The sequence below is a fragment of the Curtobacterium sp. MCBA15_004 genome (genome assembly GCF_001865055.2).
Classification (GTDB): Bacteria; Actinomycetota; Actinomycetes; order Actinomycetales; family Microbacteriaceae; genus Curtobacterium.
Genome location: NZ_CP126266.1, coordinates 2,514,560 through 2,536,450, shown reverse-complemented (window position 1 = coordinate 2,536,450; position 21,891 = coordinate 2,514,560). Strand labels below are relative to the sequence as shown.

39 protein-coding genes and 1 tRNA gene are annotated in these 21,891 nt (G+C 67.5%); 19 read left to right on the top strand and 21 right to left on the bottom strand.

All coding sequences use genetic code 11. The features are described from left to right. The first annotated feature begins 2 nt into the window (after nucleotides 1-2). From QOL16_RS11815 to QOL16_RS11780, 8 genes are all read left to right on the top strand, one after another. Complete coding sequence (locus QOL16_RS11815) at nucleotides 3-842, top strand: hypothetical protein (RefSeq protein ID WP_139266417.1); 840 nt, start codon at nucleotides 3-5, stop codon at nucleotides 840-842. Then, complete coding sequence (locus QOL16_RS11810) at nucleotides 842-1,471, top strand: hypothetical protein (RefSeq protein ID WP_071284746.1); 630 nt, start codon at nucleotides 842-844, stop codon at nucleotides 1,469-1,471. The genes QOL16_RS11815 and QOL16_RS11810 overlap by 1 nt, the downstream gene beginning before the upstream one ends. 4 nt (nucleotides 1,472-1,475) lie before the next feature. Continuing rightward, entirely contained in the window at nucleotides 1,476-2,372 is an 897-nt protein-coding gene (locus QOL16_RS11805) for a D-alanyl-D-alanine carboxypeptidase family protein (protein WP_071284747.1), read from the top strand. 8 nt (nucleotides 2,373-2,380) lie between these two features. After that, nucleotides 2,381-2,614, top strand: a complete 234-nt coding sequence (locus tag QOL16_RS11800; protein WP_071284748.1) for a hypothetical protein — start codon at nucleotides 2,381-2,383, stop codon at nucleotides 2,612-2,614. Nucleotides 2,615-2,690: 76 nt separating this feature from the next. Continuing rightward, nucleotides 2,691-3,101: a hypothetical protein gene (locus QOL16_RS11795; RefSeq protein WP_071284749.1), complete on the top strand. Its 411-nt coding sequence runs from the start codon at nucleotides 2,691-2,693 to the stop codon at nucleotides 3,099-3,101. Then, nucleotides 3,092-3,559 carry a hypothetical protein gene (locus QOL16_RS11790; RefSeq protein WP_139266418.1) on the top strand — a complete coding sequence of 156 codons (468 nt, stop codon included), beginning with the start codon at nucleotides 3,092-3,094 and terminating at the stop codon, nucleotides 3,557-3,559. The genes QOL16_RS11795 and QOL16_RS11790 overlap by 10 nt, the downstream gene beginning before the upstream one ends. A gap of 11 nt (nucleotides 3,560-3,570) precedes the next feature. After that, nucleotides 3,571-4,665: a LamG domain-containing protein gene (locus tag QOL16_RS11785; RefSeq protein WP_071284751.1), complete on the top strand. Its 1,095-nt coding sequence runs from the start codon at nucleotides 3,571-3,573 to the stop codon at nucleotides 4,663-4,665. Beyond that, nucleotides 4,662-5,705 carry an SGNH/GDSL hydrolase family protein gene (locus QOL16_RS11780; protein ID WP_071284752.1) on the top strand — a complete coding sequence of 348 codons (1,044 nt, stop codon included), beginning with the start codon at nucleotides 4,662-4,664 and terminating at the stop codon, nucleotides 5,703-5,705. Before QOL16_RS11785 ends, QOL16_RS11780 begins: the two co-directional genes overlap by 4 nt. Here the strand turns inward: QOL16_RS11780 and QOL16_RS11775 are convergent. The 9 genes from QOL16_RS11775 to QOL16_RS11735 form a co-directional block, all read right to left on the bottom strand. Beyond that, the gene (locus tag QOL16_RS11775) at nucleotides 5,702-5,854 is read right to left on the bottom strand and encodes a hypothetical protein (RefSeq protein ID WP_175473092.1); all 153 of its coding nucleotides are present in this window, start codon (nucleotides 5,852-5,854) and stop codon (nucleotides 5,702-5,704) included. The two genes, QOL16_RS11780 and QOL16_RS11775, sit on opposite strands and share 4 nt — an antisense overlap. Before the next feature lie 75 nt (nucleotides 5,855-5,929). Then, a complete protein-coding gene (locus QOL16_RS11770; RefSeq protein WP_071284753.1) occupies nucleotides 5,930-6,220 on the bottom strand; it encodes a hypothetical protein in 291 nt (96 codons plus the stop codon). A gap of 208 nt (nucleotides 6,221-6,428) precedes the next feature. Further along, the gene (locus tag QOL16_RS11765; protein ID WP_083395041.1) at nucleotides 6,429-6,593 is read right to left on the bottom strand and encodes a DUF4236 domain-containing protein; all 165 of its coding nucleotides are present in this window, start codon (nucleotides 6,591-6,593) and stop codon (nucleotides 6,429-6,431) included. Continuing rightward, nucleotides 6,593-6,736, bottom strand: coding sequence for a hypothetical protein (locus QOL16_RS11760; protein ID WP_175473093.1), 144 nt, complete (start codon nucleotides 6,734-6,736; stop codon nucleotides 6,593-6,595). The genes QOL16_RS11765 and QOL16_RS11760 overlap by 1 nt, the downstream gene beginning before the upstream one ends. 151 nt (nucleotides 6,737-6,887) lie before the next feature. Further along, nucleotides 6,888-7,199, bottom strand: coding sequence for a hypothetical protein (locus QOL16_RS11755; protein WP_139266419.1), 312 nt, complete (start codon nucleotides 7,197-7,199; stop codon nucleotides 6,888-6,890). Beyond that, nucleotides 7,192-7,590 carry a hypothetical protein gene (locus tag QOL16_RS11750; protein ID WP_071284755.1) on the bottom strand — a complete coding sequence of 133 codons (399 nt, stop codon included), beginning with the start codon at nucleotides 7,588-7,590 and terminating at the stop codon, nucleotides 7,192-7,194. Before QOL16_RS11750 ends, QOL16_RS11755 begins: the two co-directional genes overlap by 8 nt. Beyond that, entirely contained in the window at nucleotides 7,583-8,245 is a 663-nt protein-coding gene (locus QOL16_RS11745; protein ID WP_071284756.1) for a hypothetical protein, read from the bottom strand. The genes QOL16_RS11750 and QOL16_RS11745 overlap by 8 nt, the downstream gene beginning before the upstream one ends. Beyond that, entirely contained in the window at nucleotides 8,242-8,412 is a 171-nt protein-coding gene (locus QOL16_RS11740) for a hypothetical protein (RefSeq protein ID WP_175473094.1), read from the bottom strand. Before QOL16_RS11740 ends, QOL16_RS11745 begins: the two co-directional genes overlap by 4 nt. Next, complete coding sequence (locus tag QOL16_RS11735) at nucleotides 8,409-8,798, bottom strand: hypothetical protein (RefSeq protein ID WP_139266420.1); 390 nt, start codon at nucleotides 8,796-8,798, stop codon at nucleotides 8,409-8,411. Before QOL16_RS11735 ends, QOL16_RS11740 begins: the two co-directional genes overlap by 4 nt. 135 nt (nucleotides 8,799-8,933) lie before the next feature. On the opposite strand from QOL16_RS11735, the gene QOL16_RS11730 reads away from it, so the two are divergent. Further along, the gene (locus tag QOL16_RS11730) at nucleotides 8,934-9,143 is read left to right on the top strand and encodes a hypothetical protein (protein ID WP_139266421.1); all 210 of its coding nucleotides are present in this window, start codon (nucleotides 8,934-8,936) and stop codon (nucleotides 9,141-9,143) included. A 240-nt stretch (nucleotides 9,144-9,383) separates the two neighbouring features. Next, nucleotides 9,384-10,016 (top strand): hypothetical protein, encoded by a 633-nt coding sequence (locus QOL16_RS11725; RefSeq protein WP_071284759.1) that lies wholly within the window; start codon nucleotides 9,384-9,386, stop codon nucleotides 10,014-10,016. Between the two features lie 176 nt (nucleotides 10,017-10,192). Here QOL16_RS11725 and QOL16_RS11720 read toward each other — a convergent pair whose 3' ends face one another. The 10 genes from QOL16_RS11720 to QOL16_RS11675 form a co-directional block, all read right to left on the bottom strand. Beyond that, entirely contained in the window at nucleotides 10,193-10,492 is a 300-nt protein-coding gene (locus QOL16_RS11720; protein ID WP_139266422.1) for a hypothetical protein, read from the bottom strand. 86 nt (nucleotides 10,493-10,578) lie between these two features. After that, complete coding sequence (locus tag QOL16_RS11715) at nucleotides 10,579-11,163, bottom strand: hypothetical protein (protein WP_071284761.1); 585 nt, start codon at nucleotides 11,161-11,163, stop codon at nucleotides 10,579-10,581. A gap of 106 nt (nucleotides 11,164-11,269) precedes the next feature. Then, entirely contained in the window at nucleotides 11,270-11,437 is a 168-nt protein-coding gene (locus tag QOL16_RS11710; protein WP_175473095.1) for a hypothetical protein, read from the bottom strand. Further along, entirely contained in the window at nucleotides 11,434-11,766 is a 333-nt protein-coding gene (locus QOL16_RS11705) for a hypothetical protein (RefSeq protein ID WP_071284762.1), read from the bottom strand. The genes QOL16_RS11710 and QOL16_RS11705 overlap by 4 nt, the downstream gene beginning before the upstream one ends. Beyond that, complete coding sequence (locus QOL16_RS11700) at nucleotides 11,763-11,951, bottom strand: hypothetical protein (RefSeq protein ID WP_139266423.1); 189 nt, start codon at nucleotides 11,949-11,951, stop codon at nucleotides 11,763-11,765. Before QOL16_RS11700 ends, QOL16_RS11705 begins: the two co-directional genes overlap by 4 nt. Then, a complete protein-coding gene (locus QOL16_RS11695) occupies nucleotides 11,948-12,199 on the bottom strand; it encodes a hypothetical protein (protein WP_071284763.1) in 252 nt (83 codons plus the stop codon). The genes QOL16_RS11700 and QOL16_RS11695 overlap by 4 nt, the downstream gene beginning before the upstream one ends. Beyond that, nucleotides 12,196-12,420, bottom strand: a complete 225-nt coding sequence (locus tag QOL16_RS11690) for a DUF2283 domain-containing protein (RefSeq protein ID WP_071284764.1) — start codon at nucleotides 12,418-12,420, stop codon at nucleotides 12,196-12,198. The genes QOL16_RS11695 and QOL16_RS11690 overlap by 4 nt, the downstream gene beginning before the upstream one ends. A gap of 22 nt (nucleotides 12,421-12,442) precedes the next feature. Then, nucleotides 12,443-12,700, bottom strand: a complete 258-nt coding sequence (locus QOL16_RS11685) for a hypothetical protein (protein ID WP_071284765.1) — start codon at nucleotides 12,698-12,700, stop codon at nucleotides 12,443-12,445. Then, nucleotides 12,697-13,062, bottom strand: coding sequence for a hypothetical protein (locus QOL16_RS11680; protein ID WP_071284766.1), 366 nt, complete (start codon nucleotides 13,060-13,062; stop codon nucleotides 12,697-12,699). Before QOL16_RS11680 ends, QOL16_RS11685 begins: the two co-directional genes overlap by 4 nt. A 460-nt stretch (nucleotides 13,063-13,522) precedes the next feature. Next, the gene (locus tag QOL16_RS11675) at nucleotides 13,523-13,900 is read right to left on the bottom strand and encodes a hypothetical protein (RefSeq protein WP_071245724.1); all 378 of its coding nucleotides are present in this window, start codon (nucleotides 13,898-13,900) and stop codon (nucleotides 13,523-13,525) included. A gap of 146 nt (nucleotides 13,901-14,046) precedes the next feature. Between QOL16_RS11675 and QOL16_RS11670 the strand changes: the two genes are divergently transcribed. From QOL16_RS11670 to QOL16_RS11660, 3 genes are read left to right on the top strand one after another with little or no spacing between them, the layout of a single operon-like run. Then, entirely contained in the window at nucleotides 14,047-14,496 is a 450-nt protein-coding gene (locus QOL16_RS11670) for a MaoC family dehydratase N-terminal domain-containing protein (RefSeq protein ID WP_065960793.1), read from the top strand. Continuing rightward, nucleotides 14,493-14,915 carry a MaoC/PaaZ C-terminal domain-containing protein gene (locus QOL16_RS11665; RefSeq protein WP_065960794.1) on the top strand — a complete coding sequence of 141 codons (423 nt, stop codon included), beginning with the start codon at nucleotides 14,493-14,495 and terminating at the stop codon, nucleotides 14,913-14,915. The genes QOL16_RS11670 and QOL16_RS11665 overlap by 4 nt, the downstream gene beginning before the upstream one ends. Beyond that, entirely contained in the window at nucleotides 14,912-15,943 is a 1,032-nt protein-coding gene (locus QOL16_RS11660) for a UDP-N-acetylmuramate dehydrogenase (RefSeq protein WP_071284767.1), read from the top strand. The genes QOL16_RS11665 and QOL16_RS11660 overlap by 4 nt, the downstream gene beginning before the upstream one ends. Before the next feature lie 130 nt (nucleotides 15,944-16,073). Here the strand turns inward: QOL16_RS11660 and QOL16_RS11655 are convergent, their stop codons facing one another. Beyond that, on the bottom strand, nucleotides 16,074-17,255 hold the full coding sequence (locus QOL16_RS11655) for a pyridoxal phosphate-dependent aminotransferase (protein ID WP_071248586.1): 1,182 nt from the start codon (nucleotides 17,253-17,255) through the stop codon (nucleotides 16,074-16,076). A 236-nt stretch (nucleotides 17,256-17,491) separates the two neighbouring features. Between QOL16_RS11655 and QOL16_RS11650 the strand changes: the two genes are divergently transcribed. The 6 genes from QOL16_RS11650 to QOL16_RS11625 all read left to right on the top strand — a co-directional run bounded on the left by QOL16_RS11650 (nucleotide 17,492) and on the right by QOL16_RS11625 (nucleotide 21,106). Next, nucleotides 17,492-17,564 (top strand) — tRNA-Trp (locus tag QOL16_RS11650). A 14-nt stretch (nucleotides 17,565-17,578) separates the two neighbouring features. Next, entirely contained in the window at nucleotides 17,579-17,863 is a 285-nt protein-coding gene (gene secE / locus QOL16_RS11645) for a preprotein translocase subunit SecE (protein ID WP_139197545.1), read from the top strand. Between the two features lie 149 nt (nucleotides 17,864-18,012). Continuing rightward, complete coding sequence (gene nusG, locus QOL16_RS11640; protein WP_071284692.1) at nucleotides 18,013-19,059, top strand: transcription termination/antitermination protein NusG; 1,047 nt, start codon at nucleotides 18,013-18,015, stop codon at nucleotides 19,057-19,059. Between the two features lie 139 nt (nucleotides 19,060-19,198). Continuing rightward, the gene (gene rplK / locus QOL16_RS11635) at nucleotides 19,199-19,630 is read left to right on the top strand and encodes a 50S ribosomal protein L11 (protein WP_017888638.1); all 432 of its coding nucleotides are present in this window, start codon (nucleotides 19,199-19,201) and stop codon (nucleotides 19,628-19,630) included. Nucleotides 19,631-19,714: 84 nt separating this feature from the next. Continuing rightward, nucleotides 19,715-20,404, top strand: coding sequence for a 50S ribosomal protein L1 (gene rplA / locus QOL16_RS11630; RefSeq protein ID WP_065960804.1), 690 nt, complete (start codon nucleotides 19,715-19,717; stop codon nucleotides 20,402-20,404). 93 nt (nucleotides 20,405-20,497) lie between these two features. After that, a complete protein-coding gene (locus tag QOL16_RS11625) occupies nucleotides 20,498-21,106 on the top strand; it encodes a Pr6Pr family membrane protein (protein ID WP_071284691.1) in 609 nt (202 codons plus the stop codon). Between the two features lie 71 nt (nucleotides 21,107-21,177). On the opposite strand, the gene QOL16_RS11620 is transcribed toward QOL16_RS11625, so the two are convergent. Continuing rightward, nucleotides 21,178-21,735 (bottom strand): YqaJ viral recombinase family protein, encoded by a 558-nt coding sequence (locus QOL16_RS11620; RefSeq protein WP_065960835.1) that lies wholly within the window; start codon nucleotides 21,733-21,735, stop codon nucleotides 21,178-21,180. Nucleotides 21,736-21,891 lie beyond the last annotated feature (156 nt).

Genomic DNA, 21,891 nt, shown 5'->3' with positions numbered 1-21,891 from the left:
GCGTGGCTGTGCGGTGGGAGACGCTCGAGGCGCAGGTGAACTTGCGCGGCGCGAACGTGTGGATGCCGATGACGGGTGTCCCGCCGGTGCCGCAGCGTGAGTGCTGGGTCGGGTTCCTCGGCGCGAAGCCTTTGTGCCTCGGACCGGTGCCGCGGCCGGCGCTCGGCGTCGTGCAGTCTGCTCCTGCTGCGGGCCTGGTGTCGGTGAAAGCCGACGACGACACCGTGTACTCGCTCGCGAACACGGAGCTCGAGCTGGTGGCCGGGCAGCGGGTGCTGATCCAGTGGGACGGCGGCGGCTCTGTTGTCGGTGTCCTGTCCGCGGACCCGGTGACGCACGACGACCTGATCCCGGACCCGCCGGTGATCCGCCCGCCGGACGGTGGCGCACCGCAGCCGGTCCTGTTCAACGCGACGGACTCGGGCTCGCAGAACGGGTCCGGGCTGACGGGCGCCGGGTCGTTCTGGACGGCGCAGGTGTACTGCGGTGGCTCGACGCTCGGCGCGTTCCTCTACGGCGGGCAGATGGCGAACACCATCCCCGACAACGCGAACTGCACCGGGATCCGCATCTACGTCGACGCGGTCTCCTCGCGCGGCAACCCGCCGCGGTTCGGTCTGCACTCGCTTGATGCGAAGAGCGGGCAGATCGTCGTGGACCACGTCTACCAGCCGCCTGAGGGCGGCGGCACTGGGTGGAAGACCTTGCCTGTCGAGTGGGCCGGGATCCTCGCGCGTGGTGAGCGCCGCGGGATCGCGACGGCACATGGCGGCATTCATATCTATTCGCCAGCAGGGCAGCGGAACAGCGGTGCCCTCGAAATCACCTACGGGAGCAGCTGATGGCAGGCAAGACCGGGTACGACGCAATCTCGAACACGGATGAGTTCGACCCGCCAGCCGACATCACGGCGGTCGCGAAGCACTTCGACGACCTGATCGACTTCACCGTCGACGACGCGACGAAGCTGCCGCAGTCGGGGAACTGGGTGGGCCGTCAGGCTCGAGCGCTCGACACCCGCAAGGTGTACGTGTGCACGGCACTCCCGTCGACCTGGGTGGGGGAGGAAGCGTACGCGACGTTCGCGACGAAGATCGGTGGTCTGCCGCCGAGCCCGGACACGACCTACAAGGGTGCTGGGTCGATCGTTCCGGTGTCGACTCAGACGAAGAACGCCGGCTTCCTGACGCAGGACGACAACGGGAACATCACGCTCAAGGCGGGCGCATACGACATCGAGTGGGATGCCGGGATGGGGGCTGCTTCGGCGGCGACTGGCCGCGGCGGGTTCATCCAGATCGACGGGCCGAACGGTCGTATCGCGCGTGGTGTCGTGCCGCCCGGCGAGGACGGCACGACGGCGCACGGGATGGCGTTCCTGACTGCTGCGTCACCAATCACGTTCCAGGTGCTGAAGACGAGCGCGACGGCCGACGTGACCGGCACGCTCCGGATCTTCCGGAAGGGGTGACGGCATGGGCTTCTCAGTAGGCGTCTCGTCGATCGGTGACCTCCGCGGGGTGGAGCAGTTCGTCGCGTCAGAGGAAGTCGCTGCTCAGGTCCGGTCTCTGTGCCACGAGTTCAACACCCAGGTCGCGAAGAACGGCGACCGGCTGACGGTGAACGAGGGCATCCGGTCGCGGGAACGGCAGCAGGCGCTGTACCAGGCGTGGAAGACGTACCAGAAGTACGGCCGCCCGTACGCATCGTTGGCGGCGAACCCGTACACATCAACCCATGACCACACCCGCGGGTCCGCTCTGGACTTCGGCATCACGCGCGCGGACGGATCGAACCGTGCGCTGACGCAGGCGGAGTTCGACTGGGTGCACACGAACGGTGTGCGCCGCGGCATCCGGTGGACCGGCGCGAACTTCCGGCCCGTTGAGCAGTGGCACCACAACGGCGGCTACCCGGCGACGGTGCCGCCGATCCCCGACGCGCCCATCATCGACACGATCACCCCTGAGGGAGACGACGACATGTCCACGTACGAGCTCGTGAAGGACGACAACCAGACGATCTGGTTCGTCGTCGACCGGATGGAGCGGCGCCCGCTGACGTCGCAGAAGCAGGTGGACGACTACAAGGCGTTCATCCGCGCCCGGGGTCAGAACCCGGACGACACGTACCAGGGCGACGCGATGAGCTCGTTCGGTGTGGACATCACCGCGCGGGAGTTCGAGTACCAGCTGATCCGGGACCCGAAGTCGGGGTCGATCTACCTGTCGCAGAACCGTGTGGTGCTGGTTCCCTTGGCCACCTCTGGGCAGGTCGCGGACTACCAGGACTGGCTGCGCCGCAAGGGCTACTCGGCTGACGTGAAGGACGACTCGAACCTCGCCGCTTGGGGCGAACTGATCGGAAAGTGAGACAGGACATGGACACCATTCAGAAGTACGCGAAGGCGATCGTTGCGCTCATCGGTTCTGTGCTGACGGCGGGCGTGTTCGTCCTGCCGGTTGAGGCGCAGCCGTGGGTTGGTCTCGGTCTCGCCGTGCTGACCGCGGCCGCGACGTATCAGGTGCCGAACAAGGGCGCGCCGACGGACGCGCTGGTGCAGGGCGACGGTCTCGCGGCCGGCGACGACGCACCGAAGCACCTCGCCGACTGACCGACCCGGAAGGGGCCGCACCGTGCGGACATTCATCAAGCGGCTTCACGCCGCATCCATCTGGGGTCCGAACGGTGTGGACAGCACCGACGACCGTGTCCGGTGGCTGCTCCGCGCCGGTCTGCCCCTGTTCGACCTGTTCTGCGTCGGCTTCGGCGTGTTCGGTTACCTCGGCGGCATCCCGGCGCTGCGGCAGTCCTTCGGGGAGCAGTATGCGCAGTCGTTCGGCCTCACCCTCGCCGTCACGGCGTTCGTGTGCCTGGTTGGCGTCGCGTTCCCCGCGAAGCTCTGGCGCGTCGAGTTCTGGGGCAAATGCCTCATGCTCGGCCTGCTGGTGCTGTACTCGGCCGCCGTGTTCATCGCCGGTTGGACGAACGGCGACATCGGCCGGTCCGGCGTCGCGTGGGCAATCCTCGCTATGGCGATCCTGCCGGCGTTCCGGGTGGCCGACATCGCCCGCGACCGGGAGGTGCACCAGTGGAAGTGAAGGACTGGCTCCCGTACATCGCGCCGGTGGTCGTGGCGCTGGTTGCCGGGTCGTTCGCGATCTGGCAGTCCCGCCGGTCGACACGGGTCGAGGATGCCCGCAACCGGGCGGAGCAGTCGGCGTCGCAGTTCGACCAGGCGACGGAGCTCGACAAGTACGTCAACGACCGCGTCGACGCCGCGGTCGCGAAGGCGATCGAGCCGTACGTGCGTCGGATCGAGCGGCTCGAGCACGGCTACAACCAGGTCGTCCGGACGCTGCGTTCGGTGCGGCAGGCGTTCCGTGAGTACATCCGCGCGGTGCGGGCGCAGTGGGGTCACGCTGTGGAACCGCCGGCAGTCGACGCGCACATCCGTGACTTGCTCGCGGAGGACGACCTCGACGGCACGTTCGACGGTCAGACGATGACGGCCCTCCGCGACGACATCACCGACAACAGCGCTGCGGCGCACGACTGAGAGCAGGAAGCATGGCCATCACCGATCCGGTGCAGATCAGGGTCCGCCGCGACAGCCTGGAGAACTTCCAGACCCGCAACGAGATCCACCCGGCCGGCGAGCCGCTACACGTCATCGACGCGGCGCACAACGACTGGCTGTCCGGTGACGGCGTCCGCGACTTCAACACGCTCTGGAACGACACGAACTCGATCGCGAACCGCGCCAAGGCATCGGCAACCGCCGCAGCGGCAAGTGCCGCGTCAGCAGGCGCAGCCGTCGCCGATGCCCTCGCGTCCGATGCGACCGTGAAGAACGCAGCCGCTAGTGCCGCACAGACCGCTGTCACCGCGAACCTCGCAGGCCGCAACGTACCGATCGTCCTAGCCGACGCTGTCGCCGCGGACGGAGCATTCTCGCCGGACGTGAATACCGTCGCCCTCTACCACCTCGAAAACAGCCCCTCAGATGCGTCTGGCAACGCCTATGACGCGACCACCTATTCGGTAACACCTACGTACGCCGCTGGATCGGCCCGATTCGGCGGGTACGGACAGTCCGTGGGTATCAACCGGATCCCGGACGCCGCGGACGCGTTCATCCCGATCGGCGCTGCAGCTCCGGATTTCACGATCGACGCCTGGGCACGAACCACGAAGAACGGGGTCATGGTCGTCGTTGGCCGCCCATCCGCTTACTTCATTGCGATCGACGCAAATGGATACGCCTGGGCTGGGATTGCCAACCCTGGCGGGGGCACGACAAACATCACTTCGACGGTCAAGATCAACGATGGCACTTGGCATCTGCTGAGTTTGGTGATCAAGAGCGGGCAAGGATCTGCTCTGTGGGTAGACCATGTCCAGGCGGTGTCGACAACGTCGGTCGCGCAGCGCGGGTCGAATTCGAACTCGCAACTGACGATCGGCGCGATGGGTGCCGCGTATTTGTGGCAGGGCGACATTGACGAGGTACGCCTCAGTAACGTCGCCCGCAACCCTGCCGCTGCCACTCGCACCTACCCGGCCCGCCCTTCGGGCCTGATACCCGGTCTCGTGACCTACGTCGGTTCCAGCACGCCCACCGACATGCTCAAGGGCGACGCTTGGCGGAAGGTCCCCGCATGATCAGCCCGAACGACCCCGGCATCCTGTACAGCCCGTACAACTGGGATGTGACGAGTACGAGAGCGCTCACGGTCTGCGCCGGCGCGTGGTTCCGCACCCTGTTCAATGCTGCTCTGACGTCAATCACGCTCCGGTTCGACGTGTCCCAGATGTCGACGAGCTTCCCCACGAAGATTGCATACCGGGTGAACCGCCAGGCGTGGCAGTACGTGAACGCGGCGGACACCGTTGCGCTTCAGATGCCTACGTACCCGTCGACGTGGGGGAAGACCAGCCTCGAGGTGGTGTTCCTCACCTCGAGTCAGGGGGGCAATCGCTGGACGAACTCGACGACGGCGCTACTCCTTACCGGCATCGATGTCGCGCCCGGAGGCGCAACAACGATCGCACCAACACCTCGGCCACTCGCTGGTTTCGTCGGCGGTGATTCAATCGTTGAGGGCATCAACACGATCGGTCGCGACGGCGACTCCACGCAACGCTCCGACGCGCTATACAGTTGGGCATACCAGCTGGGCGACGCGGTGGGGGCCGACATTGGCATGGTCGGCTTCGGCGGACTCGGAATGTCGCTGCCGATCAGCGGGATTCCGAAGTACCCCGACTCGTGGCAGTACCAGGCCGCCGGCATCCCTCGCACGTTCACGCGCCCGCCGGACTTCGCGCTGATCAATCTCGGCACGAATGACAAGAACAACAACGTCGACCCGGCAACCTTCAAGGCGGACTACCTACGGGCCTTGAACGCGATGCAGGCTGCGCTGCCTTCAACGGTCATCTTCGTGATGATGCCGTTCGGGCTCTACTACGGGCTTTCGATGTATCAGGACATCGTTGCTTCAAGCGCATACCCCGACAGGGCGTCCGTGATCGACACGACCGGCTGGTGGAGCAACGTCGACTCGCTCGACAGCCTCCACCCGCTCGGGTACATGGCACCGAAGCTTGCGGCGCTCACAGCGAATGCGATCCTCACCAGGCTCAAGGCCAAGCCAGTTTCGCCTGCCGAGCTTGTCTGGACTGGGACCGCCTGGGCTTAGCTGAACAGCGCAGCGAACCGTTCGATGACGGCTTCGCGTTCCGTGCTGGGTTGGCCGGGAGCGAAAGCCCGTGCCAGCTCCGCACGGTCTTGTTCGCGCACGTACCGACTGATCAGTTCAAGCACTTCCTCAGCGCGTTCCTTGTCCATGCGCTGATCCTAAGCGACGCTCACGAAAACGCCCCGCCCCTCAATATAGGGGCGGGGCGTTTTCGTCGTACCCGGCTACCTACGAGCCTTCAACGCCCGGACAGTGACGGTGTCGCGCGGCACCCACGCGCGCTGCAGCCGCCCCTGCCACGCGATCTCGACGAACACGGCGACGTCGGACCGGGCGACGGCGAACGCCTTCACCTCGGCGAGCACGCCGATCTGCTCGAACCGGAGGCCATGGACGGTGACAGGCTGCGGCGGGTCCACGGGCTCGGGGCTGCCGACCCGGTCGAGGGGGAGGGACTCGGCGGCGTAGATCGGGACGTCCTGGTGCTCGGGCGGCGCCCACCGGTGTTCGGCCATGCGGTCATCGTTGCCGCGGCCGCCGACATTGGGGTGAGTTTGGGGACGCTGCGAAACTCACAGCCGCCCCAAACTCAGGACGCGACTGCCTCCACCTGATCCGACCCGCCGGCCGGAGCAACCGTCACACGCCACGCAGACGTCACCGGCTCCTCGAACGCGACAACCGCAGTGCCCTTCGCACCAGGCTAGACATGATCGGTGCTCATCAGAACAGCCGGAAGCTGAACCCCTTGCCGAGCCGGATCGTCACGTGGCCCTTCGACGACACCGACACCGGGCCACGACGGGCAGACACCGACGCACCACGACCGGTCACGTTCAGGCGGACACCCTTGCCGAGCTTCTTGCTACGGCGGAACAGGAGAGGCATCAGTGCGACGCCCCGCGCTCGAGCACGCCCAGCAGTTCGTCGCACAGCCACGTCGCCGTCGACAGCCCCTTGCGGACCGTCGTCAGGATGCGCTTTGCCTGGTCAGCGCGGGTTGGGCGCGCCAGGGTCGTTGTCTCACTCATCGTCTTCCTCCACGTAGTCACGGAGCTTCTGCCTTCCGCTTGACGCAGCACGAACAGTTGCATCGCAGTTCTGCACCTACCTTGCGCTGTCCTGTTGAATCCCAGAGCCAACGTGTTATGAATCGGTGGCCGGTCAGCCAACACCGACACATCACAACACGTCCGCCTTCCAGCAGTCACAGAAACTGCCTTGCGCGTCCGGGTGGGCGTCGCCATGTGGCCAGAGGCAGGAATCGCCGTGCGGCGCGTTCTCGATCACGGTACGCAGCCGGTCAACCTGGTCAGCAACAGCTGCGTCATGCGCTTTGAGCCACCTGTCGAAGACTTCTTGGCGAGCAGCTACACGCGCTTTGACCGCCTCGTTGATTTCGGTCCAAGGGCCTGTTTCGGCCCAGCCGATTTCCTCGCGGATATCGTCTGCCGTAGGAGCCCGCAGCGCGTCCGTTTCCACCGGGTCAGTCATGGCCCACCCCCTCGGGTGTCGACGGCGGTGGCGTCACGTCCCAAATCGTGGACGGGTCGATGCGGTCGTTCGCAACTTCGTTTCCATACTGGTCACGCGACAGGTGGTTGAGGTATCGCCCGCCTGTGTCCACCCGCATGAGGATGCGACGCTCTGCCGGAAGTCCCGACCATGAGTACGGCTGCACCACCGCGGTGTAGCGCGTTCCCGGCGCCATATCGATGATGCTGGGCGACGCGTCATCACCAAGGTACTGATTGTTGCTCCATGCGGCGAGCGAGCGAATCTCCTCGTGCGAAAGGAAGAACGAACCATTGCCTCGACTGATGAACATTCCGTCGTTGCGCCCATGCGCGTCCAACGACACTTCTCCGGTGATGAAGTCAGCCACGAGTCCGCTCCTGCCGCTCGCCACGCGACCCAAGGTCGCCGCGTACACCCGGTGTGCGCTTCCACTGCCCACGTTCCGGATCGGCGACCGGTTCCGCCAATGCCAAAACCACGCTGAGCCGGTACTTCTCGATGATTTCCCGAATGTCCCGGAACTCGTCATGCCAGCAGGGAGCGGTCGGTTCACACCAGTCGTGCGTCACGCCCGTGATGTAGTCAAGTACCTCGCTGCGCACTTCAGCATCGCGGTTGGTGGTCGGCGCGACGGGCGGCCAAGGCGCGTGCGTTCCGTTGCCGTGGTCGTACTGCCAACCGCACTTCGGGCAGTCCACCATCTTCGGCTCGGCGACCGGCTCCGAGAGCAGGGCGTCGAACTTCGCGCGGTAGCAGTCACATGGGCGGCTCAGGTCTTCGCCGTGGTAGTCGCCGTACCGCCAGTCCTGGGTGTTGCAGGTGTCCTCGTGCGGCGCGTCCTCAATCACGGCCCGCAGGCGGTCGAGTTGGTCGGCGGCAGTACGGAGGACAGTGACCATATTGTTGATCGTTGCTGGCGGGTGGCCGCTCACGTCTTCCCATGAGTAGTCCTCCAACAGCCCGCCGATTTCCTCGCCGCGGTCCGCCATTTCCCGCATCTGATCCGGGGTGGTGGCGGTCATGCCAGCTCCTTGCCGAGCATCCGGTTCAGCTTCCGCAACAGATCGTCGTACTTCTTCGGCACGCGACCCCAACGCTGCTTCGCCTTCTCCTTGTCGACACGCTCGGCCACGATGCGCTCCAAGAGGATTAGGTCGTTGCTCGTCAGTTCCGGGATGGGGGCGGTCATTGCTGCACCTCCAACGCGTCCGCAACACGCTCCATCAAGGAGCGCCAGTACACGTCCGCATTGCTGCTCCCGATGAACGACCGGCCATGACGACGCACCGACTCGATGTCATCCGCCGTGAGCGTCGGTCCAGCCCGGAAGCTCCGCGCTTCGTCAGCAAGCGTCTCCTTGATGGCCTGCCCCTCAATGCGGTCCAACGAGTCGGCCATGTGCTCGTCAACCGTCGAGTGGCCGTCCTCATCACGGAAGAACGCCAACGCGTTGTGTGCACCCTCACGGACGCCACGCTCAAACTCAGACTGCGGGCCAACCCACAGCTGCTGAGCGGCATCCCACACGGAACCGGACGGAACAGTTGCGGGCTTGATCGGTGCTGTGTTGCTCATGAGTGCTCCTTCGAAAGTCTGTTCGAACAGTACGAGCGACCGGCGACTTCTGATTCGTCCCAATCGTTGGTACCCTTGCTACAAGCAACCATACCAAAAAGTGGGACGGTTGGGAAGTGAGGCAAAATGGCAACCGTGGCCGCCCCCAAGAAAGAGTTCACCGCGCACGGCAAGCAACGGATCGAAGCTGCGATCCAACAGCGCGCCGTGGATGAGGAACGCTTCTGGCGCACCGTTGCTGATGCCGTGTACGTCACGCAAGAGACGACGTTCGAGGACGTGGGTCAGCTACTGGGCAAGTCGAAGAACACCGTCCAGAAGTACGCCAGCCCCTTCAAGCCCTGACCGCGCTACCCTCAAACCGCACCCACCACCCAGCAACGGGATCGGAAATCAACCGGGTGCGACGAACGCCCCCACCCGACGAGGTGGGGGCGTTCTGCTGCTCATGCGTCCGCTGGCTACCTCTGTAACAAACACGCATCGGCACGCCGCTCACTTTCAAACCTGAGAGGTGCGCACCTTGTGGGCGTCGGTGGTCGAACGTACCTTCGAGCAACCACAGCCCCAAGGAGGGACAACCCGATGGATCAGAGCACCGCGCGCTCCCTGGCACGCGAAATCGGACGACGAGCGCAGGAGCTCGGCGACGGCAGCTACCTGGCGACGCTCGCCTCCGCTGACTCGTGGTCGACCGCTGACACGGTGCTCGTCCTCCGACGACGCACCCTCGGACGTGGCGGAGTCAGCGAGCCGCGCGTGTGGCTGGGTCCGGAGCGGTTCACCACGCCCGCATCTGGAACGACTGCAGTGCTCCTGCCAGCAGGCGCCGGGAGCCGATTCCCGGTGTGGCAGATGGGCCCGGACACACCCACGCAGCTGCAGGCGTCGTTCCGGGTGCCCGAGGACTGGAACACGTTCTCCGTGGAGCTCATGTTCACTCAGCTCGGAGCAGGAACCGGTGCGGCGTACTTCACCTCGAACCGGTCACAGGTCGCCGTCGGATCGTTGCTCAGTGCCGGCGACGAGAACCCGCCGGACGTCCTCGCGCAGATGCCGGGCACTGTCAACCAGCTCGCCACTGTGCAGCTGATGCGGCGGCTGAAGAACACCCGCGGTGCGCTGAACCACATCCGCGTTCAGCGGTACGCGTCCGTGGGCTCCGACACCGGCCCGACGTTGGGCTTCCTCGGCCTGATGCTGATCCGGTCGACCTAGACGGCCACGGGCGCGATGACCCCCTCGGACTCCTTCGGGAGCCTGAGGGGGTCCTTCGTCGTTTTCGCGTCGTCTGCCAGCCAGTACGCCACCCCGAGCAGGATGAAGACGAACGTCGCGGTGGCTGCTGGCTGGGACGTCCTGGTGTTCGGGCGGCGCCCACCGGTGTTCGGCCATCACAAATGCAGCAGCGGAGCCAACACCTGCGCCATGCGCGAAAACTCTGCATGCCGGTACGCCTTGAGCTGTTCCGGGTACCAAGGCGTCTCTTCGTACTGGCGCGATGCCTCAGCGAGATACCGGGCAGCAGTGTGGGAGGGCTGGGTGTCATCCGCGAGTTCAGACCACGGTGTCCGGCCGTCGCCAATGCGCATGGAACCGGACTCAGTATCGACGGCCAAGCCACCGTCACTCAGGACCGGGTTGTGGAGCGCCCAACTTGCTGCAGAATCCGCGCGAACCTCAAGGATGTCCATGTGCTGATTTTACGCCGCACCCCTGACGCAGGCCTGTAGTAGAACCCGAGTTTGGGGGCGGTGCGAAACTCGCGGTCGCCCCAAACTCAGGACGCCACCGCCTCCACCTGATCAGTCCCGCCGGCCGGAGCAACCGTCACACGCCACGCAGACGACACCGGCTGGGCGAACGCAACCACCGCCGTGCCCTTCGCGCCAGGCTGCAGATCGAACTGGCCGTACTCGTTGCTGGCGTCCACGATCGCGTTGTACTTGTCCGTGTCATCACCGGCAGCATCACGCCACGACGAGAACACGTCCTGCAGGCTCACGCTGTCCACCTGCTGACCTTCCTTCGTGATGACCGTGACGCCGTACATGTTCAGCGACGTGCTGCCGTTCGTGTTGTCGAGCTCCACCGGGACGAACGTGTACTGCGTGCCGTTCACTGACGCACGTGCAGTCTCGAGCCCGGTCAGTGCGTCGCCGCTCTGATTGCCGGACAGTTTAAACGTGCCCGACGCGCCCTGATAGTCGAACGTCCACGTCTTCGCGATGTTCTCCACCGGCACCTGCTTCGTCTCCGTCGGCGTCGGCTCAGACTCTGCAGATGTCGTCGTGCCACCTGCGCTGCAACCCGCCAGACCCATAGACGCGGCAAGGACGAGGGCGGCGATCGTGTGCTTCTTCACAGAGGCGAGTCTACGTCGAGGCTCCGTCAACATGTCAGCGGTCACGAGGCGGCACCATCTCGCCACATCGTGCCGAGTGCGCAGCGAAGTGCTCCAAGCCAATCCTTCACGACTGCGGATCCTCGTCGACGGCCTTGGTTGCGGCGACAGCAATTGCGACCTCGGCTCTGTAGAGCGCTGCCGACTGCCGCACACCCCACCCGGTGCTGATGGTCCAGTCGCCCTTCGCGAGCCGTCTGACGACGTGTGCTGGCAGGTTGAGCTCGACCTTCACGACGCCTCCCCGTTGATCGCGCGAGCCAGCGTCAATGCAAGACCCTGGGCGCTGTTATTCGCACCCAGAAGGAGGTGATGTGCGCGGTTCCAACGAATCTCTGTGTCGAGAACCGCCAGCTGCGCGTCGATGGTGCGGTGAAGGGTGACGATAAGGTCTGCTGCTGGCTTACGATCAACTTCCGCTACGAACAGGCCGTCACCATCCTGAACGTCATGCCAACGGGTGTACTCGCCGGCCACCCTCACCCACTGACCGGGCGCATCAGACGATTCGCGCAGTTCGCTCAGCCGCTTGTGCGCGCCCTGCAGTTCCTCAAGCGGGGTCATCGCCCCTCCTTTGCTTCCAGCATTCGCAGCGCGCTGCCCAGCATGCTGGACAGCGCCTGAATTGCCTTGTGGTCCTGCATGCTCCGTTCCATGAGGCCATCGATTAGACGGTCCCGTGGGTCACGTTCGGCGTCGAAAGCTTCCTGTTCAGTGGCTGCTGGCCGGCTGTGGTCGAGTAGGGTCATGACAGGTCCTTGTTCCTTTCGGTTTCGATGATCGCAGCGAGGTAGGTCGCGAGGGCGCGTTGGGCGTCGAGGAGCGTGTCGAAACTGGACGGGCCGTCCCACCGGTAGTTGTTGCTCGTATTGCGTACGTGAAAGCTGGGGGAGTTCTTCCCTCTCCAGCGCTGCACAACTTCGACTTCACACGTCTTGAACGTGACGATTTCGATCGTGGTGGATAGGTGCGAGATTCGTTCCTCCAGCGGGGTCATCCGAACACCTCGACCCCGACGACGTAGCCGAACTCGTCATAGTCGACGTTGATGCGAACGTCGCCAGCACCGGACTTCATGTGTGTTGCGCGCACCTCGCGGCCGGGGAGGATGTGCAGATACCCCATGTTGGCGTCGCTGTCCCAAGTCCAGGAAACTTCGTCGCGCTGCGGCTTAGCGTGGTCGTAGTCGCAGTCGGGCGCTGGGTCGCGCATGCCCATGTGCCAGCTGCATGTACAACGCTCAGCCATTACTGCCACCGACGTATCGGGCGTAGATCTTCGCTCGACTTTTCTTCACGGAGCGCCGCGCCGTCTCGAACTCTCCGGGCTTGCTGTCGGCGTAGATGCCCCGCTTGAGGTTGGTCGCCACTGAGGCAGGCGCATCCTCGAAGATCAGCGCCCACTCGCCAGGCCGGCTTCGGAGTGCCGCTAGCATCGCGGCCCAGTCGTACTTGATACGGGCGTCCGGCTCGGGGTCTTCCCACTTGATGTCGATCATTCGCCGTGGCCCAACGTGCGCGCCTGGTACCGCAACCACTGCTTGCGCTGCTTCGCGGCTCGCTCGCGCCGAACGCTCGCGGCCATCTCGCCGCCACTGAGATTCACGTGGGCGCCAGTGATGTTGACCACCGTGACGTCTCGATCTTCGCGCTCGCTCAGCACCTGCTGCTGGCGACGTGATGGGACGAACCGCAGCTCGTCGTCAGCGTCGCTTGTAGGTGACGCTACGTGGCTGCTGGCGAGGAAGTTGGCGAATCGAGTAGCGAGCTCGACAGGGTCCGCCCCATACTCGTGGGCGTGCTTGGCTGCGAGCTGGAGTGCCTCGATGCGGAGTTCCGTGGTTGCTTCGTTGCTGTTCATGGGCCTAGCGTACTACGGGAGTGGTCAAATGGCCACACCATTGGGCCAAATGTTCTGCACGGCTACCTGCACCGGGCGGTACGGCAGCGCACGTCACTCCATTCCCCTCTACTGGCGGCCCCTGCCCACGCTTTGCCCACAACCGCCGGCACCCGGGCGGTACCGGGCGCGACCCCGAGCCACGCTATCTGCGTGCTGACGAGCCAGAACCGCCCCATAGCAGGGGTACATGTAGAGCACACGACTCATAATCGTGGGGTCACGGGTTCAAGTCCCGTCCTCGCTACCACAAGCCCGGCGATCCGCTCGCCGGGCTTTCGCCGTTCCCGGGCGCGCGTCGTCCCCGGGCGCGTGTCGTCCCCGGGAGCGCGTCGTTCCCAGGTCCTGGTCGTTCCCGGGCGTGCGTCGTCGCCGACTGGCCCGTCCCGTTCGTCCGCGGTTCCCAGGCAGCGCACACCGCTCAGCGCGGCGGCCCGGTCAGCACTCCGGCCGACCGCAGCGCCCGCTCGAGCACCGCGTTGACCTGCTGCCACGCCGACCGTCGCCGCTGGGCACCGATGCCCCCGCCGGACACGGCCGTGCCGCTCCCGGCCGGCCGCAGCGTGATCGTGGTCGACGTCCCCGTGACGGTCGTCGACAGCTCGTAGCGTCGGAACTCCCGCGACGGGTGCACGAGCGCCCCGAGCAGGATCGTCAACACGCGGCTGCCCGCGGTGGCGGTGATCGTCCCGCCCGTGGTCTCGACCCGGTGGCCCGTCCGGCGCAGCGCAGCACCGGCCACCTCCATGGCCGCGCACCGGTCGCCGGTGTGGACCGCGAACTCGGTCGTCGTCTCCATCGTCCCTCCCCAACCGCAGAGCGCTCCCGCGTCTTCCCCGGGAGCCGCGACCTCCCCCGAAGTCGCGTTCCGAGCATATCCGACGACTCCTCGGCTCCAGCTGCGGCCCGGGCCGGGTGTCGCGGGCGCTCGGTAGACTCCCGCACGTGTCAGTGAACCCCGAGCTCGTCGGCAGGACGTTCCCGCCGGCCCAGCCCTACCTCGTCGGGCGCGAGAAGGTGCGCGAGTTCTCGCGCGCCGTGTTCGCGACGAACCCGATCCACCTCGACCCCGAGGCTGCCCGCGCCGCCGGGTACGCCGACGTCGTCGCTCCGCCGACGTTCGCCGTCGTCGTGCAGGAGGCGACCCTCGCCCAGCTCCTCGCGGAGCCGGACGCCGGGATCGACTTCTCGCGCGTCGTCCACGGTGAGCAGTCGTTCGCGTACGAGCGCCCGATCGTCGCCGGTGACGAGCTCACCGCGACCCTGACCGTCACGAGCGTCAAGACCCTCGGTGGCAACGCGATGGTGACCGCCGCGTCCGCCGTGGTCGACGCCGACGGTGCGCACGTCGTCACCGCCACGTCCACCCTCGTCGTCCGAGGAGATGACGCATGACCGCCTCCGTCCCCGCCGTCGAGGTCGGCACCGTCGTCGCCGAGCGCGAGGTCCACCTGACCCGCGACGCGCTCGTCCGCTACGCCGGCGCCTCGGGTGACTTCAACCCCATCCACTACCGCGACGACGTCGCCGCCTCGGTCGGGCTGCCCGGTGTCCTCGCGCACGGCATGCTCACGATGGGCCTCGCCGTCCAGCCAGTTGCCGAGTGGCTCGGTGACCGCGGCTGGGTCGCGCGCTACGGCGTCCGTTTCACCCGCCCCGTCGTGGTCGACCCGGAGCAGGGTGCGACCGTCGGCGTCGTCGCGAAGGTCGGCACCGTCGACGACGAGGGCCGACCGCAGCGCATCGACCTCACGGTCACCGCGGCCGGTCAGACCGTGCTCGGCAAGGCCCAGGTCACGGTGGTGTTCCACTGACCGTCTCGACGCGTCTCGCCGACCACACGACCTTCCGCATCGGTGGGCCCGCGACGACGCTCCGCACCGCGGACACGACCGACGAGCTCGTCGCCGCCGTCCGGGACGCCTGGCAGGACGACGACTGGCTCGTCGTCGGCGGGGGGAGCAACCTGCTCGTCGCCGACGCGGGCTTCGACGGCACGGTCGTGCTCGTCCGCACGCGCGGCGTCGACGCGTCGACGGACGCCGACGGCGTCACGGTCCGCGTCGCGGCCGGTGAACCGTGGGACGCGTTCGTCGCGACGACCGTCGCGAACGGCTGGACCGGCCTGGAGGCCCTCAGCGGCATCCCGGGCACGGTCGGTGCCGCCCCCGTGCAGAACATCGGCGCCTACGGGGTCGAGCTGTCCGACGTGCTCACCGCGGTCGACCTCCTCGACGCGTCGACGGGGGAGCGCACGTGGGTGCCCGCGGCCGAGCTGGCGCTCGGCTACCGCACCTCGACGCTCAAGCACGGCCGTCGCGGTGTCGTGCTCGCCGTCGAGTTCCGGCTCGGCACGGCGCCGCAGGAGGGCGTCCCGGTCCGCTACGCCCAGCTCGCCGGTTCCCTCGGGGTCGACCTCGGCACGCCGGTGGCGCCGGAGACGATCCGCGAGACGGTCCTGCGCCTCCGCGGCGCGAAGGGCATGGTGCTCGACGACGCCGACCCGGACACCTGGAGCGCCGGGTCCTTCTTCACGAACCCGATCGTGTCGGCCGCCTTCGCCGAGACGCTGCCCGCCGAGGCGCCCCGCTGGCCCGCCGGCGACCAGGTGAAGCTCAGCGCGGCGTGGCTCATCGAGCACGCCGGGGTGCACCGCGGCTACGCGGTCCCGGGGTCCCGCGCAGCGGTGTCCACGAAGCACACCCTCGCGCTGACGAACCGGGGCGGCGCGACCGCCGCGCAGGTCGCGGAGCTCGCCCGGTACGTCCAGGTGACCGTCCTCAACCGCTTCGGCGTGACGCTCGTGCCGGAACCCGTCGTGGTGGGCGAGCTGACCGACTGAGGCGGTCCGCGCCTCCCGGCCGGACCCACCGTGCCGTCGACGCGACCGGACCGACGCTCCGGACGACACGAGGCGCCCCGCCGCAGCGGGGCGCCTCGTGTCGTCCGGAGCCGGGACGTGCCGTGCGCGACTAGGAGAACAGCCGTGCCAGGCGTGCGACGCCCTCGGCGATGTCGTCGTCGCCGAGTGCGTAGGACAGGCGCAGGTAGCCGGAGGGGCCGAAGGCCTCGCCCGGGACGACCGCGACCTCGGCCTGCTCGAGGATCAGGTCCGCGAGCTCGAGCGTGGTCGTCGGCGTGGACCCGGCCCACTCGCGGCCGAGCAGCGCCGTGACGTCCGGGTAGACGTAGAAGGCACCCTGCGGGGTCGGCGTCGTGAAGCCCGGGATGGCGTTGAGGCCCTCGACGATGGCGCGCCGACGTCGGTCGAAGGCCGTGCGCATGGCCTCGACGGGCTCGGTCGGGCCGGTCAGGGCGGCGATCGCGGCCCGCTGCGACACGTTCGACACGTTCGACGACAGGTGGGACTGCAGGTTCGAGGCGGCCTTGACGGCGTCGGCGGGGCCGACCATCCACCCGACCCGCCAGCCGGTCATCGCGTAGGTCTTGGCCACACCGTTCACGAGGATCGTCGTGTCGGCGAGGTCGGGGACCGCGTCGAGGATGCCGGTGAACCGGACGCCGTCGTACACGAGGTCCTGGTAGATCTCGTCGCTGATCACCCAGATGCCGTGCTCGAGCGCCCACTCGCCGATGGCCTTCGTCTGCTCGGCGGAGTACACCGAGCCGGTCGGGTTCGAGGGTGAGCAGAAGAGCAGGGCCTTCGTGCGCGGGGTGCGCGCCGCCTCGAGCTGCTCGACCGTGACGAGGTACTCCTGGTCGCTGCCGGCGAAGACCTCGACCGGGGTACCGCCCGCGAGCCGGATCGCCTCGGGGTAGGTCGTCCAGTACGGCGCGGGGAGCAGGACCTCGTCGCCGTCGTCGACGACGGTCTGGAACGCCTGGTACACGGCCTGCTTGCCGCCGTTCGTCACGATCACCTGTGCGGGGTCGACGGCGATGCCGGACTCGCGCGCGGTCTTGTCGGCGACGGCGCGCTTGAGCTCCGGCAGACCGGTCGCGGGCGTGTAGCGGTGGTTGGCCGGGTCCTGGGCAGCGGCGACCGCGGCGTCGACCACGTGCTGCGGCGTCGCGAAGTCCGGCTCGCCCGCGGCGAAGGAGATGACCGGGCGGCCGGCGGCCTTGAGCGCCTTGGCCTTCGCGTCCACCTTGAGCGTCGCCGACTCGGCGATCGCGGCGATCCGGCTCGCGATGCGCGGCCGGTCGGCGGCAGCGGCAGGGCTGTGGTCGGACCCGTGGCGGGCGGACTCGGGGGCGGTGGACTCGGGGCCGGGGGCTGCGGTGCTCACGGCGCCAGCCTACCGGCGCGGCACGCCGGGGCACCGCCCCGAGTGGACAGCGTGTGACGGACTCCCGTACACTCGACCACCGGTGCACGGAACGCCCAGCGTGCCGGCACCGCGGGGGATCCCACAGGGATCGTCTCCCTAGGGCGGTGGCTCAATTGGTAGAGCAGCGGTCTCCAAAACCGCAGGTTGCAGGTTCGAGTCCTGTCCGCCCTGCAAGTCTGGAAGGTGTGAAGTTGGCGAGCAAGGACATGGAAACGACGGCGGACGACGTCGTCGCGAAGGCGAAGGCCGACCGCGCCGCACGCGGTGGCCCCTTCGCTGCCATCGCCCTCTTCATCCGCCAGGTCATCGGCGAACTCCGCAAGGTCGTCACGCCGACGCGCAAGGAGCTCTTCAGCTACACCGGCGTCGTCCTGATCTTCGTGATCGTGATGATGATCCTGGTGTCGATCCTCGACTTCGTGTTCGGCCTCGGCGTCGGCTACGTCTTCGGCAACGGTCCGACGGTCTGACCCCGGCACCGCCCGGACCGCCTCCGGGCGACTCGGGCGTCGGCTGGCCTCCGCGGCTTCCGACAGGAGTACGGTCACCCGAGACGGCGCCGGACGCGAAGCGATCCGACCGCACCACCGATCCGCACCACCGAACGGAAAGAACCGCAGTGTCTGACTACTCCCGCGACGACATCGACCTCGCCACGGCTGCTGAGCAGTCCTCCGAGGTCGAGGAGAACCAGGAAGGCGACGTCGAGACCGCCGAGGGCCGTTCGGTCGAGTCGGCCGAGGAGCGTGCGATCTCCGTCGAGGACGAGGACGACGAGTCCCTCGGGCTGAGCGACGAGCCGGACGACGGCACCGTCGACACCTCGATCGACGAGGCGCTCACCGCCCTGCAGGAAGCCCGTGACCCCGAGGCGGACGCCGTCGTCGACGACGCCCTCGAGATCGACACCCCCGACGAGGCCGAGGCCGCCGTCGAGGCCGTCGAGGACGAGGAAGAGACCGAGCTCGAGGACGCCACCGCGGCCGAGGCCAACGAGACGCTCGCCGCCGACGAGGCAGCCGACGCGCTCGAGGACGAGGCCGAGGCCGAGGTCGACCCGTACGACGCCTTCAAGGCCGAGCTCCGGATGAAGCCGGGCAAGTGGTACGTCATCCACTCCTATGCGGGCTTCGAGCGCCGCGTGAAGTCGAACATCGAGAACCGCATGGTCTCGATGTCGATGGAGGACTCGATCTACCAGGTCGAGGTCCCCATGGAGGACGTCGTCGAGATCAAGAACGGCCAGCGCAAGCTCGTCACCCGCGTGCGCATCCCCTCGTACGTGCTCGTCCGCATGGACCTCAACGAGGACTCCTGGTCGGTCGTCCGGCACACCCCGGGCGTCACCGGCTTCGTCGGCAACGCGCACAACCCGACCCCGCTCCGCTTCGACGAGGCCTTCGGCATGCTGAAGTCCCTCGTCCAGGTCGCCGACGCCGCACCCACCAAGGGCGGCGGCAAGTCCGGCGGTGCGCAGGCGCAGCCGCAGGCCGAGGTCGACTTCGAGGTCGGCGAGACGATCACCATCAAGGAGGGCTCGTTCGCGGGTCTGCCGGGATCGATCTCCGAGATCAAGCCGGAGAGCGGCAAGCTCACGGTCCTCGTCTCGCTCTTCGAGCGCGAGACGCCGGTCGAGCTGAGCTTCGACCAGGTCACCAAGCTCTAGCCCCTGTACCCGTCGGGTACACTGAACAGGTTTGGCCCCGCACGCTGAGCGTGCGGGGCTTCACCGCGGTCCGGATCCGCCGGGCCAGCGGGAGAGTGCACGGGTCCCCGTGCGTTCGATTCCAGGAGGAAAGCGAAACATGGCACCGAAGAAGAAGGTCACGGGCCTGATCAAGCTGCAGATCAACGCGGGCGCCGCCAACCCGGCCCCGCCGATCGGTCCGGCGCTCGGTCAGCACGGCGTGAACATCATGGAGTTCTGCAAGGCGTACAACGCGGCGACCGAGTCGCAGCGTGGCAACGTCGTGCCGGTCGAGATCACCGTCTACGAGGACCGTTCGTTCACGTTCGTCCTCAAGACCCCGCCGGCCGCCGAGCTCATCAAGAAGGCTGCGGGTGTGCAGAAGGGGTCCTCGACCCCGCACACGGTCAAGGTCGCGAAGATCTCGATGGACCAGGTCCGTCAGATCGCCGAGACGAAGCAGGCCGACCTGAACGCCAACGACATCGAGCAGGCCGCGAAGATCATCGCCGGCACCGCGCGTTCGATGGGCATCACGGTCGAGGCCTGAGCCTCCCTGCACCACACACCCCGACCCCTTCCGTGGGAGAGCCTCGCCGGCTCGTCAACCACGTAGCTCTGCAAGGAGAACACCATGGCGAAGAAGTCCAAGGCCTACCAGGCCGCGGCCGCGAAGATCGAGGCCGACAAGTTCTACACCCCGAGCGAGGCAGTCGCCCTCGCGAAGGAGACCGGCTCGGCCAAGACCGACTCGACCATCGAGGTCGCGCTCAAGCTCGGCGTCGACCCCCGCAAGGCCGACCAGATGGTCCGCGGCACGGTCATCCTGCCGCACGGCACGGGCAAGACCGCCCGCGTCATCGTCTTCGCCGTGGGCGCTGCGGCTGAGGCCGCCATCGCCGCCGGTGCCGACGAGGTCGGTGGCGACGAGCTCATCGCGAAGGTCGCCGAGGGCTACACCGCCTTCGACTCCGCCGTCGCGACCCCGGACCTCATGGGCAAGGTCGGTCGTCTCGGCAAGGTGCTCGGCCCGCGTGGCCTCATGCCGAACCCGAAGACCGGCACCGTGACCCCGAACGTCGCGCAGGCCGTCAACGACATCAAGGGCGGGAAGATCGAGTTCCGCGTCGACAAGCACGCCAACGTGCACTTCGTCGTCGGCAAGGCCTCGTTCACGCCGGAGCAGCTCGACGAGAACATCTCGACCGCGCTCGAGGAGATCGTGCGCCTCAAGCCGAGCGCCTCGAAGGGTCGCTACGTCATGAAGGGCGCCGTCTCGACGACCTTCGGCCCGGGCATCCCGCTCGACGTCAACGCGATCTGATCGACTGATCGACCGATCCACCAGGAGGGCCCGCACCGGGAACGGTGCGGGCCCTCCTGCGTGTCGGGCATCGTGTCCGGATAGCGTGGTCGGGTGCGGACCCTCGTCAACTCCCTCCGGCTGATCGTCGTCATCGCCGTGGTCGCCGCGATCCTCGGGCAGTGGCTCGTGAGCATGCGGGCGCCCGACTACTCGCCAATCGACTTCTTCGGGTACTTCACCATCCAGTCGAACGTGTTCGTCGGAGTGGCGTTCGCTGCGACCCTCGTCGCGGCGGCCCGGCGGAAGCGCTCGGCCCTCCTGCTCAGCGGGATCCGGGGCGCGGCGACGGTGTACATCGCCACGACCGGGGTCGTCTACAACACGCTGCTCGTCGGCGCGGCGGTCGAGAACACCGTGCCGTGGTCGAACGACCTGCTGCACCGGTGGATCCCGCTGTACGTGGTGCTCGACTGGCTGCTGTTCTCGGACCGGGCCCGGCTGCTGCTGCGTCACGTGTGGTGGTTCCTGCTCTACCCGGCGGTCTGGCTCGGCGTCGTGCTGGTCCGTGGGGCGACCGACGGATGGGTGCCGTACCCGTTCCTGGACCCGTCGCTCGGGTACGGCGTCGTCGCGCTGTACTGCCTCGGCGTCGCGGTGTTCATCGGCCTGATGGGCATCCTGGTCGTGGGGATGAGCCGGCTCCGTCTGGTGCGGGTGTAGCCGGGAACCCAGCGCGGCCGGCAGCGTGGTGCGGTGGTGCGGTGGTGCGGTGGTGTCGGGCCCGGCCGGACCTAGACGCGGAAGGCGCGGAGCTTGTCGAGGACCATGTCGGCGAGCTGCACGAGGCCGCGGATCTGGTCGTCGTCGCGGTCGACCCAGCGGCACTCCGGCTCGTCGGCCACGGGCACGAAGTCGTCGTGGCGCTCCCAGACGAACAGCGTGCGGTCGGCCCCGAGCACGTACTGCTGCCACCAGACCTGCCGGAGGTAGTGCCGGGGGATGCTCCGCCAGCCCTTGCCCGTCGTCTTGATCTCGGCGAGGACGAGCCGCTGCGAACCGTCGAGGCCGACCCCGTCCGGGGTGGCGAGGTGCGCGCGGTTCGTGCTGGCGTGGAACAGGTGCGCCGAGGGCTGGATGCCGTGCGTCGCGGCCACCCACGCGGCGATCGCCGGTTCGCGGTCCTTGCCGTGCTCGGTGTACGCGTTCCCGGAGAACCGGGACCCGTACCGCTTGTCGGTGACGACGGCCTCGACCGCGCGGAGCGAGGCGAGGCGGGCGACGTCGGTCGCGGTGATCCCCATCGCGCGGGCGCGGAGCCAGGCCACCCGGTCCGATGAGTGCGCGACGATCCGCTCGGTGTGTCCACGGAGCGCGGTGAACGCGTCGTGCGCCGCAGTCGCGGCGGGGGCGCCGGACGGGGCGGCGGCGGCCGTACCCGACGGGACGGTGGCGGTGGACGCGTCGGCCGTGCGGGGCGTGGCGGCGGTGTGACGCGCCTCCAGGCC

Excerpts from the sequence above, each read along its gene's own strand:
- QOL16_RS11810 (WP_071284746.1), top strand. The coding sequence starts at position 842 with ATGGCAGGCAAGACCGGGTACGACGCAATCTCGAACACGGATGAGTTC.
- QOL16_RS11805 (WP_071284747.1), top strand. The coding sequence starts at position 1,476 with ATGGGCTTCTCAGTAGGCGTCTCGTCGATCGGTGACCTCCGCGGGGTG.
- QOL16_RS11800 (WP_071284748.1), top strand. The coding sequence starts at position 2,381 with ATGGACACCATTCAGAAGTACGCGAAGGCGATCGTTGCGCTCATCGGT.
- QOL16_RS11785 (WP_071284751.1), top strand. The coding sequence starts at position 3,571 with ATGGCCATCACCGATCCGGTGCAGATCAGGGTCCGCCGCGACAGCCTG.
- QOL16_RS11780 (WP_071284752.1), top strand. The coding sequence starts at position 4,662 with ATGATCAGCCCGAACGACCCCGGCATCCTGTACAGCCCGTACAACTGG.
- QOL16_RS11775 (WP_175473092.1), bottom strand. The coding sequence starts at position 5,854 with ATGGACAAGGAACGCGCTGAGGAAGTGCTTGAACTGATCAGTCGGTAC.
- QOL16_RS11770 (WP_071284753.1), bottom strand. The coding sequence starts at position 6,220 with ATGGCCGAACACCGGTGGGCGCCGCCCGAGCACCAGGACGTCCCGATC.
- QOL16_RS11765 (WP_083395041.1), bottom strand. The coding sequence starts at position 6,593 with ATGCCTCTCCTGTTCCGCCGTAGCAAGAAGCTCGGCAAGGGTGTCCGC.
- QOL16_RS11760 (WP_175473093.1), bottom strand. The coding sequence starts at position 6,736 with ATGAGTGAGACAACGACCCTGGCGCGCCCAACCCGCGCTGACCAGGCA.
- QOL16_RS11755 (WP_139266419.1), bottom strand. The coding sequence starts at position 7,199 with ATGACTGACCCGGTGGAAACGGACGCGCTGCGGGCTCCTACGGCAGAC.
- QOL16_RS11745 (WP_071284756.1), bottom strand. The coding sequence starts at position 8,245 with ATGACCGCCACCACCCCGGATCAGATGCGGGAAATGGCGGACCGCGGC.
- QOL16_RS11740 (WP_175473094.1), bottom strand. The coding sequence starts at position 8,412 with ATGACCGCCCCCATCCCGGAACTGACGAGCAACGACCTAATCCTCTTG.
- QOL16_RS11735 (WP_139266420.1), bottom strand. The coding sequence starts at position 8,798 with ATGAGCAACACAGCACCGATCAAGCCCGCAACTGTTCCGTCCGGTTCC.
- QOL16_RS11725 (WP_071284759.1), top strand. The coding sequence starts at position 9,384 with ATGGATCAGAGCACCGCGCGCTCCCTGGCACGCGAAATCGGACGACGA.
- QOL16_RS11720 (WP_139266422.1), bottom strand. The coding sequence starts at position 10,492 with ATGGACATCCTTGAGGTTCGCGCGGATTCTGCAGCAAGTTGGGCGCTC.
- QOL16_RS11705 (WP_071284762.1), bottom strand. The coding sequence starts at position 11,766 with ATGACCCCGCTTGAGGAACTGCAGGGCGCGCACAAGCGGCTGAGCGAA.
- QOL16_RS11700 (WP_139266423.1), bottom strand. The coding sequence starts at position 11,951 with ATGACCCTACTCGACCACAGCCGGCCAGCAGCCACTGAACAGGAAGCT.
- QOL16_RS11695 (WP_071284763.1), bottom strand. The coding sequence starts at position 12,199 with ATGACCCCGCTGGAGGAACGAATCTCGCACCTATCCACCACGATCGAA.
- QOL16_RS11690 (WP_071284764.1), bottom strand. The coding sequence starts at position 12,420 with ATGGGCATGCGCGACCCAGCGCCCGACTGCGACTACGACCACGCTAAG.
- QOL16_RS11685 (WP_071284765.1), bottom strand. The coding sequence starts at position 12,700 with ATGATCGACATCAAGTGGGAAGACCCCGAGCCGGACGCCCGTATCAAG.
- QOL16_RS11680 (WP_071284766.1), bottom strand. The coding sequence starts at position 13,062 with ATGAACAGCAACGAAGCAACCACGGAACTCCGCATCGAGGCACTCCAG.
- QOL16_RS11675 (WP_071245724.1), bottom strand. The coding sequence starts at position 13,900 with ATGGAGACGACGACCGAGTTCGCGGTCCACACCGGCGACCGGTGCGCG.
- QOL16_RS11665 (WP_065960794.1), top strand. The coding sequence starts at position 14,493 with ATGACCGCCTCCGTCCCCGCCGTCGAGGTCGGCACCGTCGTCGCCGAG.
- rplK (WP_017888638.1), top strand. The coding sequence starts at position 19,199 with ATGGCACCGAAGAAGAAGGTCACGGGCCTGATCAAGCTGCAGATCAAC.
- rplA (WP_065960804.1), top strand. The coding sequence starts at position 19,715 with ATGGCGAAGAAGTCCAAGGCCTACCAGGCCGCGGCCGCGAAGATCGAG.